Source organism: Mycobacterium sp. GA-2829 (assembly GCF_001499965.1).
Lineage (GTDB): Bacteria > Actinomycetota > Actinomycetes > Mycobacteriales > Mycobacteriaceae > Mycobacterium.
On sequence record NZ_LQIT01000067.1, the window covers coordinates 16,150 to 35,753 of the forward strand.

At 69.7% G+C, this 19,604-nt stretch carries 21 protein-coding genes; 11 read left to right on the forward strand and 10 right to left on the reverse strand.

Annotated features, from left to right (window positions below):
- Window positions 1-11: 11 nt before the first annotated feature.
- From AU194_RS27650 to AU194_RS27670, 5 genes are all read left to right on the forward strand, one after another.
- Window positions 12-1,289, forward strand: coding sequence for a pyridoxal phosphate-dependent aminotransferase (locus AU194_RS27650; RefSeq protein ID WP_059092470.1), 1,278 nt, complete (start codon window positions 12-14; stop codon window positions 1,287-1,289).
- A 102-nt stretch (window positions 1,290-1,391) separates the two neighbouring features.
- Complete coding sequence (locus AU194_RS27655; RefSeq protein WP_059092471.1) at window positions 1,392-2,669, forward strand: YibE/F family protein; 1,278 nt, start codon at window positions 1,392-1,394, stop codon at window positions 2,667-2,669.
- The gene (locus AU194_RS27660) at window positions 2,644-3,162 is read left to right on the forward strand and encodes a 2Fe-2S iron-sulfur cluster-binding protein (RefSeq protein ID WP_059092472.1); all 519 of its coding nucleotides are present in this window, start codon (window positions 2,644-2,646) and stop codon (window positions 3,160-3,162) included. Before AU194_RS27655 ends, AU194_RS27660 begins: the two co-directional genes overlap by 26 nt.
- Complete coding sequence (locus AU194_RS27665; RefSeq protein WP_059092473.1) at window positions 3,159-4,154, forward strand: xanthine dehydrogenase family protein subunit M; 996 nt, start codon at window positions 3,159-3,161, stop codon at window positions 4,152-4,154. The genes AU194_RS27660 and AU194_RS27665 overlap by 4 nt, the downstream gene beginning before the upstream one ends.
- On the forward strand, window positions 4,151-6,241 hold the full coding sequence (locus AU194_RS27670) for a xanthine dehydrogenase family protein molybdopterin-binding subunit (RefSeq protein WP_059092474.1): 2,091 nt from the start codon (window positions 4,151-4,153) through the stop codon (window positions 6,239-6,241). Before AU194_RS27665 ends, AU194_RS27670 begins: the two co-directional genes overlap by 4 nt.
- 4 nt (window positions 6,242-6,245) lie before the next feature.
- On the opposite strand, the gene rfbA (AU194_RS27675) is transcribed toward AU194_RS27670, so the two are convergent.
- The 6 genes from rfbA (AU194_RS27675) to AU194_RS27700 are packed head-to-tail and all read right to left on the reverse strand — an operon-like array spanning window position 6,246 to window position 10,472.
- Window positions 6,246-7,109 carry a glucose-1-phosphate thymidylyltransferase RfbA gene (rfbA, locus tag AU194_RS27675; protein ID WP_059092475.1) on the reverse strand — a complete coding sequence of 288 codons (864 nt, stop codon included), beginning with the start codon at window positions 7,107-7,109 and terminating at the stop codon, window positions 6,246-6,248.
- On the reverse strand, window positions 7,109-7,477 hold the full coding sequence (locus AU194_RS27680; protein WP_059092476.1) for a nuclear transport factor 2 family protein: 369 nt from the start codon (window positions 7,475-7,477) through the stop codon (window positions 7,109-7,111). The genes rfbA (AU194_RS27675) and AU194_RS27680 overlap by 1 nt, the downstream gene beginning before the upstream one ends.
- Window positions 7,478-7,496: 19 nt before the next feature.
- On the reverse strand, window positions 7,497-8,246 hold the full coding sequence (locus tag AU194_RS27685) for a maleylpyruvate isomerase family mycothiol-dependent enzyme (protein WP_059092477.1): 750 nt from the start codon (window positions 8,244-8,246) through the stop codon (window positions 7,497-7,499).
- 1 nt (window position 8,247) lies between these two features.
- A complete protein-coding gene (locus tag AU194_RS27690) occupies window positions 8,248-9,588 on the reverse strand; it encodes a cytochrome P450 (protein WP_197417766.1) in 1,341 nt (446 codons plus the stop codon).
- A complete protein-coding gene (locus AU194_RS27695; protein ID WP_059092479.1) occupies window positions 9,588-9,914 on the reverse strand; it encodes a DUF1330 domain-containing protein in 327 nt (108 codons plus the stop codon). Before AU194_RS27695 ends, AU194_RS27690 begins: the two co-directional genes overlap by 1 nt.
- Window positions 9,915-9,938: 24 nt before the next feature.
- Complete coding sequence (locus AU194_RS27700; RefSeq protein WP_059092480.1) at window positions 9,939-10,472, reverse strand: hypothetical protein; 534 nt, start codon at window positions 10,470-10,472, stop codon at window positions 9,939-9,941.
- Window positions 10,473-10,480: 8 nt separating this feature from the next.
- Here AU194_RS27700 and AU194_RS27705 point away from each other — a divergent pair, with 8 nt between their 5' ends.
- Genes AU194_RS27705 through rfbA (AU194_RS27730) form a run of 6 tightly spaced genes read left to right on the forward strand, consistent with a single transcriptional unit; the run spans window position 10,481 to window position 14,653 of the window.
- On the forward strand, window positions 10,481-10,960 hold the full coding sequence (locus AU194_RS27705; RefSeq protein ID WP_059092481.1) for a hypothetical protein: 480 nt from the start codon (window positions 10,481-10,483) through the stop codon (window positions 10,958-10,960).
- Window positions 10,961-10,984: 24 nt separating this feature from the next.
- Window positions 10,985-11,311 (forward strand): DUF1330 domain-containing protein, encoded by a 327-nt coding sequence (locus AU194_RS27710; protein ID WP_059092479.1) that lies wholly within the window; start codon window positions 10,985-10,987, stop codon window positions 11,309-11,311.
- Complete coding sequence (locus tag AU194_RS27715; protein WP_197417766.1) at window positions 11,311-12,651, forward strand: cytochrome P450; 1,341 nt, start codon at window positions 11,311-11,313, stop codon at window positions 12,649-12,651. The genes AU194_RS27710 and AU194_RS27715 overlap by 1 nt, the downstream gene beginning before the upstream one ends.
- 1 nt (window position 12,652) lies before the next feature.
- Window positions 12,653-13,402, forward strand: a complete 750-nt coding sequence (locus AU194_RS27720; protein WP_059092477.1) for a maleylpyruvate isomerase family mycothiol-dependent enzyme — start codon at window positions 12,653-12,655, stop codon at window positions 13,400-13,402.
- Between the two features lie 19 nt (window positions 13,403-13,421).
- Window positions 13,422-13,790: a nuclear transport factor 2 family protein gene (locus AU194_RS27725; protein WP_059092476.1), complete on the forward strand. Its 369-nt coding sequence runs from the start codon at window positions 13,422-13,424 to the stop codon at window positions 13,788-13,790.
- Window positions 13,790-14,653 carry a glucose-1-phosphate thymidylyltransferase RfbA gene (gene rfbA, locus AU194_RS27730; protein WP_059092475.1) on the forward strand — a complete coding sequence of 288 codons (864 nt, stop codon included), beginning with the start codon at window positions 13,790-13,792 and terminating at the stop codon, window positions 14,651-14,653. Before AU194_RS27725 ends, rfbA (AU194_RS27730) begins: the two co-directional genes overlap by 1 nt.
- A 4-nt stretch (window positions 14,654-14,657) precedes the next feature.
- Here rfbA (AU194_RS27730) and AU194_RS27735 read toward each other — a convergent pair whose 3' ends face one another.
- The 4 genes from AU194_RS27735 to AU194_RS27750 are packed head-to-tail and all read right to left on the reverse strand — an operon-like array spanning window position 14,658 to window position 19,507.
- A complete protein-coding gene (locus tag AU194_RS27735; RefSeq protein ID WP_059092474.1) occupies window positions 14,658-16,748 on the reverse strand; it encodes a xanthine dehydrogenase family protein molybdopterin-binding subunit in 2,091 nt (696 codons plus the stop codon).
- Window positions 16,745-17,740, reverse strand: a complete 996-nt coding sequence (locus tag AU194_RS27740; RefSeq protein WP_059092473.1) for a xanthine dehydrogenase family protein subunit M — start codon at window positions 17,738-17,740, stop codon at window positions 16,745-16,747. The genes AU194_RS27735 and AU194_RS27740 overlap by 4 nt, the downstream gene beginning before the upstream one ends.
- A complete protein-coding gene (locus tag AU194_RS27745; protein ID WP_059092472.1) occupies window positions 17,737-18,255 on the reverse strand; it encodes a 2Fe-2S iron-sulfur cluster-binding protein in 519 nt (172 codons plus the stop codon). Before AU194_RS27745 ends, AU194_RS27740 begins: the two co-directional genes overlap by 4 nt.
- Window positions 18,230-19,507 (reverse strand): YibE/F family protein, encoded by a 1,278-nt coding sequence (locus tag AU194_RS27750; protein WP_059092471.1) that lies wholly within the window; start codon window positions 19,505-19,507, stop codon window positions 18,230-18,232. The genes AU194_RS27745 and AU194_RS27750 overlap by 26 nt, the downstream gene beginning before the upstream one ends.
- Between the last annotated feature and the right edge of the window lie 97 nt (window positions 19,508-19,604).

Sequence of the window (19,604 nt, forward strand, 5' to 3'; positions counted from 1 at the left end):
ACAGTGCCACCATGGATGACGTGACCACGCCCCAGACGCCCGCGACGTGGCATTCCGCGGGCCATCAACGGCCCCGGACCTTCACACAGTCATCGAAACTGCAGGACGTCCTCTACGAGATCCGCGGCCCGGTGCACGAGCACGCGGGGCGGCTGGAGGCCGAGGGGCACCGCATCCTCAAGCTGAACATCGGCAACCCGGCGCCGTTCGGTTTCGAGGCGCCCGACGTGATCATGCGCGACATCATCGCCGCGCTGCCGACCGCGCAGGGCTACTCCGATTCCAAGGGCATCGTCAGCGCCCGCCGGGCCGTGTTCACCCGTTACGAACTCGTCGACGGGTTCCCCCGCTTCGACATCGACGACGTCTACCTCGGCAACGGGGTCTCCGAGCTGATCCAGATGACGCTGCAGGCGCTGCTGGACAACGGCGACCAGGTGCTGATCCCCGCCCCGGACTACCCGCTGTGGACGGCGTGCACGTCGCTGGCCGGCGGCACCCCGGTGCACTACCTGTGCGACGAGACCCAAGGCTGGAACCCCGACGTCGCCGACATCGAATCCAAGATCACCGATCGCACCAAGGCGATCGTCGTGATCAACCCGAACAATCCGACCGGCGCGGTGTACAGCCGCGAGACGCTCGAGGGCATCGCGAACCTCGCGCGCAAGCACCAGCTGTTGCTGCTCGCCGACGAGATCTACGACAAGATCCTCTACGACGACGCCAAGCACGTATCGCTGGCGTCGCTGGCCCCCGACGTGCTGACGTTGACGTTCAACGGGTTGTCCAAGGCCTACCGAGTTGCCGGGTACCGGTCGGGGTGGCTGGTGATCACCGGGCCCAAGGAGCACGCGAGCAGTTTCATCGAGGGCATCAGCCTGCTTGCCAACATGCGGCTGTGCCCGAATGTGCCTGCGCAACATGCCATTCAGGTCGCGCTCGGCGGCCATCAGAGCATCGACGATCTCGTGCTGCCCGGTGGGCGGCTGCTCGAACAGCGCGACGTGGCGTGGGAGAAGCTCAACGAGATCCCCGGCGTCTCCTGTGTGAAGCCGTCCGGGGCGCTGTACGCGTTCCCGCGGCTGGACCCCGAGGTCTACGACATCCACGACGACGAGCAGCTGGTGCTCGACCTGCTGCTGCAGGAGAAGATCCTGGTGGTGCAGGGCACCGGATTCAATTGGCCCACACCGGATCACCTGCGCATCGTGACGCTGCCGTGGGCACGTGACCTGTCCGCCGCGATCGAACGGCTGGGCAACTTCCTGGTGAGCTACCGGCAGTAGGGCCTCCCCTGCGCCGAACGTGCGCTCATTGCGAGAAATCGCGCCGAGGACCGCACTGAGCGCACGTTCGGCGTTGCGAGGATCGCCCCCTACCCTGTTCAGGTGTCGCACAACCACTCGCATTCGCACTCGTTGAGCGGGCCCTCTCCGTTGGGTCCTCTCGCCGCGAAGATCGTCGTCGGGCTGCTCGTCGTGATCGCGGTCGCCGTGGCGATCGGCGCGGCGGTGTTGTGGCCGAGCGGCCAGCAAGCCGACATTCCGCTGCCCTTCCAGAACGCCGAGGGCGGCGCGGTGACCACCGAGGCCGGGCAGGTGCGTTCGACGAGCCTGGGCGGCTGCGGCAGCCCGTCGGCGGGTCAGGTGCTCACCTCCGCGCCCGCACCGGCCCCGGACGACGGCTCGCAGTGCGTGCAGGTGCTCGTCGCGATCGCGTCCGGCCCCAACTCGGGCGCGAACACGCTGCTCGAGTTCAGCGGCGGACCCGGGCAGCCTCAGCTGGCCGCCGGCGACGACATCCGGATCAGCAGGCAGGTCTCCCCCGACGGCGCCACCACCTACACGTTCTACGACTACGCGCGCGGCTGGCCGCTGGCTCTGCTGGCCGCCGCGTTCGCGATCGTCGTGGTGGCGGTGGCGCGCTGGCGGGGGCTGCGCGCACTGGTGGGGATCGTCGTCGCGTTCGCGGTGCTGGTGGTGTTCCTGCTGCCCGCCCTGCGCGACGGCGCACCGGCCGTCCCGGTCGCGTTGGTGGCGTCGGCGGCGATCCTCTACGCCGTCATCTACCTGGCGCACGGGGTCAGCCTGCGCACGAGTGCAGCGCTGCTCGGCACGCTGACCTCGCTGCTGCTGGCCGCCGTGTTGAGCTGGGGGGCAATCGAACTCGTGCACCTCACCGGGTTGTCGGAGGACCAGAACAACGAGGTCGCCGCATATCTGGGCAGTGTGTCGATCACCGGTCTGCTGTTGGCCGGGTTCATCATCGGTTCGCTCGGTGTGCTCAACGACGTGACCGTGACGCAGGCGTCGACGGTGTTCGAACTGGCCGGGCTGCAGAACAGTTCACGTCGTGCGGTGTTCGTCGGCGCGATGCGGGTGGGCCGTGACCACATCGCGAGCACGGTCTACACGCTGGTGCTGGCTTATGCGGGCAGCGCGCTGCCGTTGCTGCTGCTGTTCAGCGTCGCCAATCGCTCGCTGGGCGACGTGCTGACCAGCGAGAGCGTGGCCATCGAGATCGCGCGCTCGGCCGTCGGCGGTATCGCCCTGGCGCTGTCGGTGCCGTTGACGACGGGGATCGCCGCCGTCCTGGCCACCCCCGACGTTTCGCCAGGGGGGCCCGGGGTACCCCCGCGCCATGACCCAGCCCGCCGGTCATCATGACGTGACCCTCGAGGTCGACGGCCAACAGCGCACGCTGCGCCTCGACAACCGTGTGACCCTGCTCGACGCGCTCCGCGAACACCTCGGTGTGACGGCCCCGAAGAAGGGCTGCGACCACGGCCAGTGCGGGTCCTGCACCGTGCTGCGCGACGGTCGCCGAGTGACCACCTGCCTGACGTTCGCCGTCGCCGCCGACGGTGCGCGCATCACGACCGCCGCCGGCCTGGGCGAAGGTGACGATCTGCACCCGGTCGCCCAGGCGTTTCACGACGAGGACGGCTTCCAGTGCGGCTACTGCACACCGGGCCAGATCTGTTCGGCGGTCGGCATGCTCGACGAGGTGAAGGCCGGCGCGCCGAGCGTCGTCTCCGACGACCTCGAGGCCTCCCCCGAACTGACCGCTGACGAGATCCGGGAACGGATGAGCGGCAACCTGTGTCGTTGTGCGGCGTACCCGAACATCGTCGCCGCGATCGAACGGGCCGCCCGGTGAAGACGTTCGACTACCACCTCGCCGAGAGCCCGGCCGACGCCGTCGCCACCCTGACCGCCCACCCCGACGCCGCGTACCTCGCCGGCGGCACCAACCTCGTCGACCACATGAAGCTCGGGGTCGCCGCTCCCGACCTGCTCGTCGATGTCAGCCGGTTGCCGCTCGACGAGGTCACCACGACCGCCGACGGCGGTGTGCGCGTCGGCGCCACCGTCCGCAACAGCGACCTCGCCGCGCACCCGCTGATCCGTGCGCACTACCCCGTGCTGTCCCGGGCGCTGCTCTCGGCGGCGTCGGGTCAGCTGCGCAACGCGGCCACCACCGCGGGAAACCTGTTGCAGCGCACACGATGTGTGTACTTCCAGGACGTGACCACCCCGTGCAACAAACGCACCCCGGGCAGCGGCTGCTCGGCGATCGGCGGCTATGTGCGCTACCACGCGATCCTGGGCGCGTCACCGCACTGCATCGCCGTGCACCCGTCGGACATGGCGGTGGCGATGAGCGCGCTGGACGGCGTGGTGGTCGCTGAGGGCGCCGACGGGGAACGACGGATCCCGATCGACGAGTTCTACCGACTGCCGGGCGACGAACCGCACCGCGACACGGTGCTGAACCACGGTGAACTGATCACCGCGGTCGAGCTACCCTCCCCGCGCCCGGATGCCGTGTCGGACTACCGCAAGGTCCGCGACCGGGCGTCGTTCGCGTTCGCGCTGGTGTCGGTCGCCGCGGAGATCAGTGTGGACGAAAGCGGCCAGATCGGCTCGGCGCGAATCGCTTTGGGCGGTGTGGCGCACAAACCGTGGCGGGCTCGGCGCGCCGAGGAGGTGCTCACCGGCGCTCCGGCCACTGAGGAGACGTTCGCCGCGGCCGCCGATGCCGAGCTATCGGCCGCCGACCCGCAGCCGGGTAACGAGTTCAAGGTCGCGTTGGCCCGCCGCACGCTCATCGCCGAACTCCGCACGCTGACCGAACGGGGACGCCGATGACCCTCCTCGAACCGCAGGCGATCGGCGCGCCGCTGGCCCGCCTCGACGGCCGCGCCAAGGTCACCGGGACCGCGCCATACGCCTTCGAGCATCAGGTGGACAACCCGGCGTACGTGCACGCGATCCAATCCATCGTCGCGCGTGGGCAGGTCGCGGCCATGGACGTCGCCGCGGCCCGCGAGGTCGAGGGCGTGCTCGACGTGCTGACCGTCTTCGACGCGCCCACACTCGCCGACACCTCCGACGGCGAGCTGGCGATTCTGCAGGACGACAGGGTGCACTTCCGCGGGCAGATCATCGGCGGTGTCGTCGCCGAGACCGCCGAGATCGCCCGTCACGCAGCCGCTTTGGTGCAGGTGATGTACACCGAAGAGCCACACGACGTGGAGTTGCGGGCCGACCATCCGGACCTGTACACACCCGAGTCCGTCAACCCGTCGTATCCTCCCGACACCGACGAGGGCGACGTGGACGCCGCGCTGGCCGTGGCGGAGGTGACCGTCGACCAGACCTATACGACGCCCATCGAGCACAACAACCCGATGGAACCGCATGCCGCGATCGCGACGTGGACGCCCGATGGTGTCACCATGTACGACTCGACGCAGGGCGTGCACGCGGTGCGCAAGGCGTTGGCACCGATTCTCGGGCTCGAGGTCGACCAACTGCGGGTCATCGCACCGCATGTCGGCGGCGGGTTCGGGTCCAAGGGCGCGCCGCACGCCCACGACGTGCTGGTGCTGCTGGCGGCCAAGCGCAGCGGCGGCCGTCCGGTGAAACTGGCGCTGACCCGCCAGCAGATGTTCTCGCTGGTGGGCTACCGCACGCCGACCATTCAGCGCATCCGGCTCGGCGCGTCCCGCGACGGCATCCTGACCGCCCTGTCGCATGAAGTGGTCGAACAGACCTCGACCGCCAAGGAATTCGCCGAGCAGACCGCGGTGACGTCGCGCAAGATGTACGCCGCGCCGAACCGGCGCACCGCACACAGACTCGCCGCCCTCGATGTGCCGGTGCCGTTCTGGTTCCGCGCGCCGGGTGAGTGCCCCGGCACCTACGCCGCCGAGGTCGCGATGGACGAGTTGGCGGAGGCGTGCGGCATCGATCCGATCGAGTTGCGCGTCCGCAACGACCCCGAGGTCGACCCGGAGACCGGTAACCCGTGGTCGGGTCGGCACCTCGTGGAGTGTCTACGGCTGGGGGCCGAGAGGTTCGGTTGGTCGGAGCGTAATCCTGTTTCGGCGCAGCGGGTGTCGGGTGACTGGTACGTCGGGCTCGGGGTGGCGTCGGCGACCTATCCGGCGATGCAGATGCCGGGGAACACGGCGCGGATCACCTATGTCGCCGAGGGACGGTATCTCGTGCAGATCGGTGCCGCCGACATCGGCACCGGGACGTGGACGACGTTGACGCAGATCGCCGCGGACGCGTTGGGCTGTGACGTCGCGGCGGTCGAGTTGCAGATCGGGGACAGTTCGCTACCGGATGCGTCGGTGGCGGGCGGATCATCGGGCATCAACTCGTGGGGGCGGGCAATCGTGGCGGCGGCGCGGCAATTCCGGCAGGACCATGGCGATCCGCCTGCGGTGGGTGCGACGACGGTGGCCGAGGCGCCGGAGAATCCGGAGTCGGAGACGATCACGATGCAGTCGTTCGGCGCGCATTTCGTGGAGGCGCGGGTCAACCGCGACACCGGTGAGATCCGGGTGCCGCGGATGCTCGGGGTGTTCTCGATCGGCCGAGCGATCAATGCGCGGACGCTGCGCTCGCAGTTGATCGGCGGGATGACCATGGGCCTGTCGATGGCGCTGCACGAGGAGAGCGTGCGGGATCCGCGGTTCGGGCACGTCGTGACGCAGAACCTGGCCGAGTATCACATCAGCGCGCACGCCGACGTGGCCGACATCGATGCGATCTGGCTGGACGAGGCCGATGAGCACGCGAATCCGATGGGATCGCGCGGCGCCGGGGAGATCGGGATCGTGGGGTCGGCGGCGGCGGTGGTCAACGCGGTCTACAACGCGACGGGTGTGCGGGTGCGGGATCTGCCGGTGACGTTGGACAAGGTGTTGCCGGGGCTGCCGTGACCCCTCAGCGCTGCAACAACTCCAGAAGGTAAGCGCCATAACCGGATTTGAGCAGCTGCTGTCCCCGCGCGGCCAACTGATCGTCGTCGATGAACCCCACGCGCCACGCCACCTCCTCCGGCACCGAGATCTTCAACCCCTGCCTGCGTTCGATCGTGCGCACGAAATCGCTTGCGTCCAACAGTGAATCGAACGTCCCGGTATCGAGCCACGCGGTTCCCCGTGCGAGCACCTCGACGCTGAGCCGGCCCTGCTCCAGGTAGCGCTGGTTGATCTCGGTGATCTCGTACTCCCCGCGCGCCGACTTCCGCAGCGACCGCGCGATCTCGATGACGTCGTTGTCGTAGAAGTACAGCCCCGGCACCGCGTAGTGCGACTTCGGCGTCGCCGGCTTCTCCTCCAGCGACAGTGCGGTCCCGTCGTCGCCGAACTCGACCACCCCGTACGCCGACGGATTGGCCACCCAGTACGCGAAGATCGCACCCCCGGACACGTCGTGGAAGCGCCGCAACCCGGTCCCGAGTCCCGGCCCGTAGAAGATGTTGTCCCCCAACACGAGTGCCACCGAATCGGTGCCGATGTGATCCGCCCCGATCACGAACGCCTGCGCGAGCCCGTCCGGTTCGTCCTGCACCGCGTAGGTGATGTTCACGCCGAAAGCCGTTCCGTCACCGAGCAATCGGTGGAACGCCGGCGCGTCCTCGGCGGTGGTGATCACCTGGATGTCCTGGATACCCGCCATGATCAACGTGGACAGCGGGTAGTAGATCAGCGGTTTGTCGTACACCGGCAGCAGCTGTTTACTCGCCCCGAGCGTGATCGGGTACAGGCGGGTGCCCGACCCGCCCGCCAGGATGATCCCGCGCATCAGCCGGCCAGATCCTGTTCGCCGAGTTCGGTGGCGGCCAGCGCGGACGCCAGATCGGGATGCCGGAACACCGCCGTCACCTTGTCGTGGACGACGCGGAACGCCGACGCCCCCGCACCGGTCTCCCCCGTCACCGTCACGATCTGCTGTTCGGCGACCACCACCCCGTCCCGGATGTACAGCCTGCCCGGTTCGGCGTTGACGTCGAGGGCGTGCACCCAATCCCGCAGCGCCGCATGCCCTTGCACCGCGCCGTGCGCGTCGCCGATCTCGATGTCATCGCTGGACAACTCGAGCAGCGTGTCGAGGTCGCGGGCGTTGAGTGCGTCGTGCCAGGCGAGCACCGTCGCCTTCTCCGATGTGGTCATGATCGTGAAGGTACGCCACTCAGAACGGCGTCTGCTCCAGCCACCGATCCCAGATCGCCGTCTTGCCGAACGCCTCGAGCCCACTGTCGGCCAGCGTGCGGCGCCGCGCCACCGCCAGCAACAGGTCGGTGACCGGTCCCCGGACCGCGACGTCACCCTTACCGTGTTCGTGCGTCCAGTCGATGCCCTCTTCGGTACTGGTGATCATCCACTCCCCCACGCCGCCGAGACTCTCATCGGTGGCGTGCAGGTGCAGCGTCTGACCCCGCTCGAGCGGCGTGCCGTGCCTGCCCGCCTTCACCGCCGCCAGCTCGATCCACTCGCTGAGCGCATCGGCGGCGAGGTCGGGCGGCAGCTCATACGGCTTGCCGAGCGCGAGCGCCGCATCGGCCCGGTGCACGGCGACCTCATGCACACGCCGCCGGATCCACCACCCCGCCGGGCGCGGTCCCAGGAACGTCCACACCTTCGTCGACGATCCGACATTGTCGACCGCGCCGACGAGCAGCTCAACCCCGTCGCGCAGCCACTGGATCGCGGCGGCCGGGTCGTCGGGGGGTCTGCCGTCGCGCACCTCGCGCGGATCGAGCGGTTCGTTGCGCCGCTCCGCGACGATCTGTGCGGCCCAGCGGTTTCCGCGGCCGACGTGGCGGAACAGCTGTTTGAGCGTCCAGTCGCCGCAGGTGGCCACGGGTGTGTCCGGGTCACCCGCCGCGATCAGGTCACCGAAGTCGTTGGTCTGCTCGAGCAGAGCCGCTCGGAAGTCCACGTCACGAACCTAGCGCGGCGCGCGCGGTTCCGAGTGCGATCGGCAGAGTCGACCACCCGCGCAGCACGCGGGTGTCGCGGCGGCTGCCCGAGCCGGCGAGCTGGGCGTCCGGGAACCGGTCGAAGAACGTCCGCAACCCCACTTCGCCCTCGGCCCGCGCCAGCGCGGCGCCCAGGCAGAAGTGCCTGCCGCCGGAGAACGACAGATGCTTGCCGGCGTTGTCCCGCTCCACGTCGAAGCGGTGCGGATCGTCGAACACCTTGGGGTCGCGGTTGGCGCCGGCGAGGTGGATGATGGTCAGCTCGCCGCGCCGGACGGGCACCCCGGCCACCTCGATGTCGCGGCGCGCGATGCGGGCGCTCATCTGCACCGGCGAGTCCAGCCGCAGGATCTCCTCGACCGCCATGGGCCACAACTCCGGGCGCTCACGCAGCTTCGCCAGCTGATCGGGGTGGTCGAGCAGCATCTTGATGCCGTTGCCGAGCAGGTTGACCGTGGTCTCGAACCCGGCTGCCAGCACCAACCCGGCCGTCGCCTGCAGCTCCCGTTCGCTCAACCCGGCGCCGTCCTCGGTGGCCGAGATCAGCTGGCTGAGCAGATCGTCGCCGGGCTGGCGGCGCAGATCGGCGAGGTGGCGCTTCAGCCACGCGTTGAACCCGACGATGCCGCTGTGCACCCGCAGGTACTGCTGCCAGCTCAGCCCGATGTCCAGGCTCGGCGCGCCCAGCTCGCCATACCGCAGGATCTGGGCGCGGTCGGCGTCGGGGACACCGAGGACGTCGCTGATCACCGAAACCGGCAGCAGCGAGCAGTACCGCGCGACGATGTCGACGGGACCTGAACCGGTGGCGTCGCGCTCGAGGTCGTCGAGCAGCCGGTCCGCGGTGGCCTGGACGCCGTCGCGCAGTTGTGTGACCGCGCGGGTGGTGAACACCGAGGACACCAGCTTGCGGCAGCGGGTGTGGTCGGGCGGTTCGATGGACAGCAGCGACGGCGGTTCGATCGGATGCAGCAGCCCGGTGTCGGTGCGGTCGACGACCCAGCGCAGCGGTTTGGGCAGTTGACCGCCCAGCGAGGACACCCGGAAGTCGTCGGAGCGCAGCAGTTCGTTGGCGACGGCGTGGTCGAAGGTCATCAGGCCGGCCGCCCCGCGGATGATCGGCCCCTTCACCCGCTGCTCGTCGGCGAACGCGGCCGGCTCTCGCCGGACCGCCGGGTCGGCGATGAGACGCGCCTGTGGATCGCCGCGGCGCATCCCGAGCCGGGTCATCGTCCGCACGAAGCCGTGCAGCGCAACCCATCGGACCCGGTGCCGCAGCGTCGGTCTGGAGTCGTCCGCCATCACTCCACCTTAAGGACGGGTCGCAAGTCGTCCAACCGGTCGAACAGGTGCCAGATGTAGGCCGACGACCCGTCCTCGCGGTGGGGGTGCAGGTCGGCGAGGTCGGGGTCGTTGCGGTAGCTGTCGAAGGCTTCCTTGGACTCCCACTCCACGAGGATCAGCACCCGGCGGGGTTCGATGTCCCCGGTGACCGACTCACGGAACTTGCCGAGTGCCACCACGCGTCCGCCGTGCGCGGCCACCGCGGCCGGGGACCGCTTGGCGTAGGCGAGGTACTCCTCGCGGTCGGCGACGTCGAACAGGTTGAGCGCATACACCGGAGCCATATCCGGTGACGCTACCGCCCGACGTCAGCGCCCGAAGGACGGGAACGGCCAGATCGTGTCTCCGCCAGGCGAAGACGATCCGCCGCGGTCGTTCGACCCGCTCGAACCGGAACCCGAACCGGAGCCCGACTGCGATCCCGAGCCGTAGTCACCGCGACCCGAACTCGAACCCGAACCGCCCGACGGCGGGTAGTACGGATTGGACGGGACCTGCGGCACCGACGGCACCTGGGGCACCTGCGGTACGGACGGCACCTGCGGCGCGGGCGCGCGGGTCGGCTGCTGCGGAACGACGGTCCGCGTCGGCTGCTGCGGCCAGTCGTCGTCCTGGGCCGGCGGCTTCTGCGGGCTGGGCTGCCACGGCGGCTTCCACGGGTTCGGCCACGACGGGCGGTCGGGCTTGTCGTCACCGCGTGACGGCGGCCGGAAGATCGGCGGCAGCTGTGGACGCGGCAGCTGGATGACCGGCGGCGGCAGCTGGAATACCGGAGCCGGGACGACCACCGGGACCGGTGCGGGCGCGACCGGGGCCGGCGCCGGCCCCGGTCGCGCCCGCACCGGTCCCGGTGGTCGTCCCGGCTCCGGTATTCCAGCTGCCGCCGCCGGTCATCCAGCTGCCGCGTCCACAGCTGCCGCCGATCTTCCGGCCGCCGTCACGCGGTGACGACAAGCCCGACCGCCCGTCGTGGCCGAACCCGTGGAAGCCGCCGTGGCAGCCCAGCCCGCAGAAGCCGCCGGCCCAGGACGACGACTGGCCGCAGCAGCCGACGCGGACCGTCGTTCCGCAGCAGCCGACCCGCGCGCCCGCGCCGCAGGTGCCGTCCGTACCGCAGGTGCCCCAGGTGCCGTCGGTGCCGCAGGTCCCGTCCAATCCGTACTACCCGCCGTCGGGCGGTTCGGGTTCGAGTTCGGGTCGCGGTGACTACGGCTCGGGATCGCAGTCGGGCTCCGGTTCGGGTTCCGGTTCGAGCGGGTCGAACGACCGCGGCGGATCGTCTTCGCCTGGCGGAGACACGATCTGGCCGTTCCCGTCCTTCGGGCGCTGACGTCGGGCGGTAGCGTCACCGGATATGGCTCCGGTGTATGCGCTCAACCTGTTCGACGTCGCCGACCGCGAGGAGTACCTCGCCTACGCCAAGCGGTCCCCGGCCGCGGTGGCCGCGCACGGCGGACGCGTGGTGGCACTCGGCAAGTTCCGTGAGTCGGTCACCGGGGACATCGAACCCCGCCGGGTGCTGATCCTCGTGGAGTGGGAGTCCAAGGAAGCCTTCGACAGCTACCGCAACGACCCCGACCTCGCCGACCTGCACCCCCACCGCGAGGACGGGTCGTCGGCCTACATCTGGCACCTGTTCGACCGGTTGGACGACTTGCGACCCGTCCTTAAGGTGGAGTGATGGCGGACGACTCCAGACCGACGCTGCGGCACCGGGTCCGATGGGTTGCGCTGCACGGCTTCGTGCGGACGATGACCCGGCTCGGGATGCGCCGCGGCGATCCACAGGCGCGTCTCATCGCCGACCCGGCGGTCCGGCGAGAGCCGGCCGCGTTCGCCGACGAGCAGCGGGTGAAGGGGCCGATCATCCGCGGGGCGGCCGGCCTGATGACCTTCGACCACGCCGTCGCCAACGAACTGCTGCGCTCCGACGACTTCCGGGTGTCCTCGCTGGGCGGTCAACTGCCCAAACCGCTGCGCTGGGTCGTCGACCGCACCGACACCGGGCTGCTGCATCCGATCGAACCGCCGTCGCTGCTGTCCATCGAACCGCCCGACCACACCCGCTGCCGCAAGCTGGTGTCCTCGGTGTTCACCACCCGCGCGGTCACACAACTGCGCGACGGCGTCCAGGCCACCGCGGACCGGCTGCTCGACGACCTCGAGCGCGACGCCACCGGTTCAGGTCCCGTCGACATCGTCGCGCGGTACTGCTCGCTGCTGCCGGTTTCGGTGATCAGCGACGTCCTCGGTGTCCCCGACGCCGACCGCGCCCAGATCCTGCGGTATGGCGAGCTGGGCGCGCCGAGCCTGGACATCGGGCTGAGCTGGCAGCAGTACCTGCGGGTGCACAGCGGCATCGTCGGGTTCAACGCGTGGCTGAAGCGCCACCTCGCCGATCTGCGCCGCCAGCCCGGCGACGATCTGCTCAGCCAGCTGATCTCGGCCACCGAGGACGGCGCCGGGTTGAGCGAACGGGAGCTGCAGGCGACGGCCGGGTTGGTGCTGGCAGCCGGGTTCGAGACCACGGTCAACCTGCTCGGCAACGGCATCAAGATGCTGCTCGACCACCCCGATCAGCTGGCGAAGCTGCGTGAGCGCCCGGAGTTGTGGCCCATGGCGGTCGAGGAGATCCTGCGGCTGGACTCGCCGGTGCAGATGAGCGCCCGCATCGCGCGCCGCGACATCGAGGTGGCCGGGGTGCCCGTCCGGCGCGGCGAGCTGACCATCATCCACCTCGCCGGCGCCAACCGCGACCCCAAGGTGTTCGACGATCCGCACCGCTTCGACGTGGAGCGGGACAACGCCGGCAAGCATCTGTCGTTCTCCGGCGGCAGGCACTTCTGCCTGGGCGCCGCGCTGGCGCGGGCCGAGGGCGAAGTGGGGTTGCGGACGTTCTTCGACCGGTTCCCGGACGCCCAGCTCGCCGGCTCGGGCAGCCGCCGCGACACCCGCGTGCTGCGCGGGTGGTCGACTCTGCCGATCGCACTCGGAACCGCGCGCGCCGCGCTAGGTTCGTGACGTGGACTTCCGAGCGGCTCTGCTCGAGCAGACCAACGACTTCGGTGACCTGATCGCGGCGGGTGACCCGGACACACCCGTGGCCACCTGCGGCGACTGGACGCTCAAACAGCTGTTCCGCCACGTCGGCCGCGGAAACCGCTGGGCCGCACAGATCGTCGCGGAGCGGCGCAACGAACCGCTCGATCCGCGCGAGGTGCGCGACGGCAGACCCCCCGACGACCCGGCCGCCGCGATCCAGTGGCTGCGCGACGGGGTTGAGCTGCTCGTCGGCGCGGTCGACAATGTCGGATCGTCGACGAAGGTGTGGACGTTCCTGGGACCGCGCCCGGCGGGGTGGTGGATCCGGCGGCGTGTGCATGAGGTCGCCGTGCACCGGGCCGATGCGGCGCTCGCGCTCGGCAAGCCGTATGAGCTGCCGCCCGACCTCGCCGCCGATGCGCTCAGCGAGTGGATCGAGCTGGCGGCGGTGAAGGCGGGCAGGCACGGCACGCCGCTCGAGCGGGGTCAGACGCTGCACCTGCACGCCACCGATGAGAGTCTCGGCGGCGTGGGGGAGTGGATGATCACCAGTACCGAAGAGGGCATCGACTGGACGCACGAACACGGTAAGGGTGACGTCGCGGTCCGGGGACCGGTCACCGACCTGTTGCTGGCGGTGGCGCGGCGCCGCACGCTGGCCGACAGTGGGCTCGAGGCGTTCGGCAAGACGGCGATCTGGGATCGGTGGCTGGAGCAGACGCCGTTCTGAGTGGCGTACCTTCACGATCATGACCACATCGGAGAAGGCGACGGTGCTCGCCTGGCACGACGCACTCAACGCCCGCGACCTCGACACGCTGCTCGAGTTGTCCAGCGATGACATCGAGATCGGCGACGCGCACGGCGCGGTGCAAGGGCATGCGGCGCTGCGGGATTGGGTGCACGCCCTCGACGTCAACGCCGAACCGGGCAGGCTGTACATCCGGGACGGGGTGGTGGTCGCCGAACAGCAGATCGTGACGGTGACGGGGGAGACCGGTGCGGGGGCGTCGGCGTTCCGCGTCGTCCACGACAAGGTGACGGCGGTGTTCCGGCATCCCGATCTGGCGTCCGCGCTGGCCGCCACCGAACTCGGCGAACAGGATCTGGCCGGCTGATGCGCGGGATCATCCTGGCGGGCGGGTCGGGCACCCGCCTGTACCCGATCACGCTCGGGGCGAGTAAACAGCTGCTGCCGGTGTACGACAAACCGCTGATCTACTACCCGCTGTCCACGTTGATCATGGCGGGTATCCAGGACATCCAGGTGATCACCACCGCCGAGGACGCGCCGGCGTTCCACCGATTGCTCGGTGACGGAACGGCTTTCGGCGTGAACATCACCTACGCGGTGCAGGACGAACCGGACGGGCTCGCGCAGGCGTTCGTGATCGGGGCGGATCACATCGGCACCGATTCGGTGGCACTCGTGTTGGGGGACAACATCTTCTACGGGCCGGGACTCGGGACCGGGTTGCGGCGCTTCCACGACGTGTCCGGGGGTGCGATCTTCGCGTACTGGGTGGCCAATCCGTCGGCGTACGGGGTGGTCGAGTTCGGCGACGACGGGACCGCACTGTCGCTGGAGGAGAAGCCGGCGACGCCGAAGTCGCACTACGCGGTGCCGGGGCTGTACTTCTACGACAACGACGTCATCGAGATCGCGCGGTCGCTGCGGAAGTCGGCGCGCGGGGAGTACGAGATCACCGAGATCAACCAGCGCTACCTGGAGCAGGGCCGGCTCAGCGTCGAGGTGCTCGCACGGGGAACCGCGTGGCTCGATACCGGGACGTTCGATTCACTGTTGGACGCAAGCGATTTCGTGCGCACGATCGAACGCAGGCAGGGGTTGAAGATCTCGGTGCCGGAGGAGGTGGCGTGGCGCGTGGGGTTCATCGACGACGATCAGTTGGCCGCGCGGGGACAGCAGCTGCTCAAATCCGGTTATGGCGCTTACCTTCTGGAGTTGTTGCAGCGCTGAGGGGTCACGGCAGCCCCGGCAACACCTTGTCCAACGTCACCGGCAGATCCCGCACCCGCACACCCGTCGCGTTGTAGACCGCGTTGACCACCGCCGCCGCCGACCCCACGATCCCGATCTCCCCGGCGCCGCGCGATCCCATCGGATTCGCGTGCTCATCGGCCTCGTCCAGCCAGATCGCATCGATGTCGGCCACGTCGGCGTGCGCGCTGATGTGATACTCGGCCAGGTTCTGCGTCACGACGTGCCCGAACCGCGGATCCCGCACGCTCTCCTCGTGCAGCGCCATCGACAGGCCCATGGTCATCCCGCCGATCAACTGCGAGCGCAGCGTCCGCGCATTGATCGCTCGGCCGATCGAGAACACCCCGAGCATCCGCGGCACCCGGATCTCACCGGTGTCGCGGTTGACCCGCGCCTCCACGAAATGCGCGCCGAACGACTGCATCGTGATCGTCTCCGACTCCGGATTCTCCGGCGCCTCGGCCACCGTCGTCGCACCCACCGCAGGCGGATCGCCATGGTCCTGCCGGAATTGCCGCGCCGCCGCCACGATTGCCCGCCCCCACGAGTTGATGCCCGATGATCCGCCCGCCACCGACGCATCCGGTAGCGAACTGTCCCCGATCTGCAACTCGACCGCCGCGACGTCACAGCCCAACGCGTCCGCGGCGATCTGCGTCAACGTCGTCCACGTCCCGGTGCCGATGTCGGCGGCACCGATCTGCACGAGATACCGTCCCTCGGCGACATAGGTGATCCGCGCCGTGTTCCCCGGCATCTGCATCGCCGGATAGGTCGCCGACGCCACCCCGAGCCCGACGTACCAGTCACCCGACACCCGCTGCGCCGAAACAGGATTACGCTCCGACCAACCGAACCTCTCGGCCCCCAGCCGTAGACACTCCACGAGGTGCCGACCCGACCACGGGTTACCGGTCTCCGGGTCGACCTCGGGGTCGTTGCGGACGCGCAACTCGATCGGATCGATGCCGCACGCCTCCGCCAACTCGTCCATCGCGACCTCGGCGGCGTAGGTGCCGGGGCACTCACCCGGCGCGCGGAACCAGAACGGCACCGGCACATCGAGGGCGGCGAGTCTGTGTGCGGTGCGCCGGTTCGGCGCGGCGTACATCTTGCGCGACGTCACCGCGGTCTGCTCGGCGAATTCCTTGGCGGTCGAGGTCTGTTCGACCACTTCATGCGACAGGGCGGTCAGGATGCCGTCGCGGGACGCGCCGAGCCGGATGCGCTGAATGGTCGGCGTGCGGTAGCCCACCAGCGAGAACATCTGCTGGCGGGTCAGCGCCAGTTTCACCGGACGGCCGCCGCTGCGCTTGGCCGCCAGCAGCACCAGCACGTCGTGGGCGTGCGGCGCGCCCTTGGACCCGAACCCGCCGCCGACATGCGGTGCGATGACCCGCAGTTGGTCGACCTCGAGCCCGAGAATCGGTGCCAACGCCTTGCGCACCGCGTGCACGCCCTGCGTCGAGTCGTACATGGTGACACCATCGGGCGTCCACGTCGCGATCGCGGCATGCGGTTCCATCGGGTTGTTGTGCTCGATGGGCGTCGTATAGGTCTGGTCGACGGTCACCTCCGCCACGGCCAGCGCGGCGTCCACGTCGCCCTCGTCGGTGTCGGGAGGATACGACGGGTTGACGGACTCGGGTGTGTACAGGTCCGGATGGTCGGCCCGCAACTCCACGTCGTGTGGCTCTTCGGTGTACATCACCTGCACCAAAGCGGCTGCGTGACGGGCGATCTCGGCGGTCTCGGCGACGACACCGCCGATGATCTGCCCGCGGAAGTGCACCCTGTCGTCCTGCAGAATCGCCAGCTCGCCGTCGGAGGTGTCGGCGAGTGTGGGCGCGTCGAAGACGGTCAGCACGTCGAGCACGCCCTCGACCTCGCGGGCCGCGGCGACGTCCATGGCCGCGACCTGCCCACGCGCGACGATGGATTGGATCGCGTGCACGTACGCCGGGTTGTCCACCTGATGCTCGAAGGCGTATGGCGCGGTCCCGGTGACCTTGGCGCGGCCGTCGAGGCGGGCCAGCGGCGCGCCGATCGCCTGCGGTTCGAGGAGGGTCATCGGCGTCCCCGTTCGGTCAGCGTGCGGAGTTCGGCGATGAGCGTGCGGCGGGCCAACGCGACCTTGAACTCGTTACCCGGCTGCGGGTCGGCGGCCGATAGCTCGGCATCGGCGGCCGCGGCGAACGTCTCCTCAGTGGCCGGAGCGCCGGTGAGCACCTCCTCGGCGCGCCGAGCCCGCCACGGTTTGTGCGCCACACCGCCCAAAGCGATTCGCGCCGAGCCGATCTGGCCGCTTTCGTCCACACTGATCTCCGCGGCGACCGACACCAGCGCGAACGCGAACGACGCCCGGTCGCGGACCTTGCGGTAGTCCGACACGGCATCCGGGCGCGGGGAGGGTAGCTCGACCGCGGTGATCAGTTCACCGTGGTTCAGCACCGTGTCGCGGTGCGGTTCGTCGCCCGGCAGTCGGTAGAACTCGTCGATCGGGATCCGTCGTTCCCCGTCGGCGCCCTCAGCGACCACCACGCCGTCCAGCGCGCTCATCGCCACCGCCATGTCCGACGGGTGCACGGCGATGCAGTGCGGTGACGCGCCCAGGATCGCGTGGTAGCGCACATAGCCGCCGATCGCCGAGCAGCCGCTGCCCGGGGTGCGTTTGTTGCACGGGGTGGTCACGTCCTGGAAGTACACACATCGTGTGCGCTGCAACAGGTTTCCCGCGGTGGTGGCCGCGTTGCGCAGCTGACCCGACGCCGCCGAGAGCAGCGCCCGGGACAGCACGGGGTAGTGCGCACGGATCAGCGGGTGCGCGGCGAGGTCGCTGTTGCGGACGGTGGCGCCGACGCGCACACCGCCGTCGGCGGTCGTGGTGACCTCGTCGAGCGGCAACCGGCTGACATCGACGAGCAGGTCGGGAGCGGCGACCCCGAGCTTCATGTGGTCGACGAGGTTGGTGCCGCCGGCGAGGTACGCGGCGTCGGGGTGGGCGGTCAGGGTGGCGACGGCGTCGGCCGGGCTCTCGGCGAGGTGGTAGTCGAACGTCTTCACCGGGCGGCCCGTTCGATCGCGGCGACGATGTTCGGGTACGCCGCACAACGACACAGGTTGCCGCTCATCCGTTCCCGGATCTCGTCAGCGGTCAGTTCGGGGGAGGCCTCGAGGTCGTCGGAGACGACGCTCGGCGCGCCGGCCTTCACCTCGTCGAGCATGCCGACCGCCGAACAGATCTGGCCCGGTGTGCAGTAGCCGCACTGGAAGCCGTCCTCGTCGTGAAACGCCTGGGCGACCGGGTGCAGATCGTCACCTTCGCCCAGGCCGGCGGCGGTCGTGATGCGCGCACCGTCGGCGGCGACGGCGAACGTCAGGCAGGTGGTCACTCGGCGACCGTCGCGCAGCACGGTGCAGGACCCGCACTGGCCGTGGTCGCAGCCCTTCTTCGGGGCCGTCACACCGAGGTGTTCGCGGAGCGCGTCGAGCAGGGTCACACGGTTGTCGAGGCGCAGCGTGCGCTGTTGGCCGTCGACCTCGAGGGTCACGTCATGATGACCGGCGGGCTGGGTCATGGCGCGGGGGTACCCCGGGCCCCCCTGGCGAAACGTCGGGGGTGGCCAGGACGGCGGCGATCCCCGTCGTCAACGGCACCGACAGCGCCAGGGCGATACCGCCGACGGCCGAGCGCGCGATCTCGATGGCCACGCTCTCGCTGGTCAGCACGTCGCCCAGCGAGCGATTGGCGACGCTGAACAGCAGCAGCAACGGCAGCGCGCTGCCCGCATAAGCCAGCACCAGCGTGTAGACCGTGCTCGCGATGTGGTCACGGCCCACCCGCATCGCGCCGACGAACACCGCACGACGTGAACTGTTCTGCAGCCCGGCCAGTTCGAACACCGTCGACGCCTGCGTCACGGTCACGTCGTTGAGCACACCGAGCGAACCGATGATGAACCCGGCCAACAGCAGACCGGTGATCGACACACTGCCCAGATATGCGGCGACCTCGTTGTTCTGGTCCTCCGACAACCCGGTGAGGTGCACGAGTTCGATTGCCCCCCAGCTCAACACGGCGGCCAGCAGCAGCGAGGTCAGCGTGCCGAGCAGCGCTGCACTCGTGCGCAGGCTGACCCCGTGCGCCAGGTAGATGACGGCGTAGAGGATCGCCGCCGACGCCACCAACGCGACCGGGACGGCCGGTGCGCCGTCGCGCAGGGCGGGCAGCAGGAACACCACCAGCACCGCGAACGCGACGACGATCCCCACCAGTGCGCGCAGCCCCCGCCAGCGCGCCACCGCCACCACGACGATCGCGAACGCGGCGGCCAGCAGAGCCAGCGGCCAGCCGCGCGCGTAGTCGTAGAACGTGTAGGTGGTGGCGCCGTCGGGGGAGACCTGCCTGCTGATCCGGATGTCGTCGCCGGCGGCCAGCTGAGGCTGCCCGGGTCCGCCGCTGAACTCGAGCAGCGTGTTCGCGCCCGAGTTGGGGCCGGACGCGATCGCGACGAGCACCTGCACGCACTGCGAGCCGTCGTCCGGGGCCGGTGCGGGCGCGGAGGTGAGCACCTGACCCGCCGACGGGCTGCCGCAGCCGCCCAGGCTCGTCGAACGCACCTGCCCGGCCTCGGTGGTCACCGCGCCGCCCTCGGCGTTCTGGAAGGGCAGCGGAATGTCGGCTTGCTGGCCGCTCGGCCACAACACCGCCGCGCCGATCGCCACGGCGACCGCGATCACGACGAGCAGCCCGACGACGATCTTCGCGGCGAGAGGACCCAACGGAGAGGGCCCGCTCAACGAGTGCGAATGCGAGTGGTTGTGCGACACCTGAACAGGGTAGGGGGCGATCCTCGCAACGCCGAACGTGCGCTCAGTGCGGTCCTCGGCGCGATTTCTCGCAATGAGCGCACGTTCGGCGCAGGGG

Coding starts and splice junctions, on each gene's coding strand:
- AU194_RS27660 (WP_059092472.1), top strand. CDS start 2,644: ATGACCCAGCCCGCCGGTCATCATGACGTGACCCTCGAGGTCGACGGC.
- AU194_RS27725 (WP_059092476.1), top strand. CDS start 13,422: ATGACCACATCGGAGAAGGCGACGGTGCTCGCCTGGCACGACGCACTC.
- rfbA (WP_059092475.1), bottom strand. CDS start 7,109: ATGCGCGGGATCATCCTGGCGGGCGGGTCGGGCACCCGCCTGTACCCG.
- AU194_RS27735 (WP_059092474.1), bottom strand. CDS start 16,748: ATGACCCTCCTCGAACCGCAGGCGATCGGCGCGCCGCTGGCCCGCCTC.
- AU194_RS27710 (WP_059092479.1), top strand. CDS start 10,985: ATGGCTCCGGTGTATGCGCTCAACCTGTTCGACGTCGCCGACCGCGAG.
- rfbA (WP_059092475.1), top strand. CDS start 13,790: ATGCGCGGGATCATCCTGGCGGGCGGGTCGGGCACCCGCCTGTACCCG.
- AU194_RS27650 (WP_059092470.1), top strand. CDS start 12: ATGGATGACGTGACCACGCCCCAGACGCCCGCGACGTGGCATTCCGCG.
- AU194_RS27715 (WP_197417766.1), top strand. CDS start 11,311: ATGGCGGACGACTCCAGACCGACGCTGCGGCACCGGGTCCGATGGGTT.
- AU194_RS27695 (WP_059092479.1), bottom strand. CDS start 9,914: ATGGCTCCGGTGTATGCGCTCAACCTGTTCGACGTCGCCGACCGCGAG.
- AU194_RS27670 (WP_059092474.1), top strand. CDS start 4,151: ATGACCCTCCTCGAACCGCAGGCGATCGGCGCGCCGCTGGCCCGCCTC.
- AU194_RS27745 (WP_059092472.1), bottom strand. CDS start 18,255: ATGACCCAGCCCGCCGGTCATCATGACGTGACCCTCGAGGTCGACGGC.
- AU194_RS27690 (WP_197417766.1), bottom strand. CDS start 9,588: ATGGCGGACGACTCCAGACCGACGCTGCGGCACCGGGTCCGATGGGTT.
- AU194_RS27680 (WP_059092476.1), bottom strand. CDS start 7,477: ATGACCACATCGGAGAAGGCGACGGTGCTCGCCTGGCACGACGCACTC.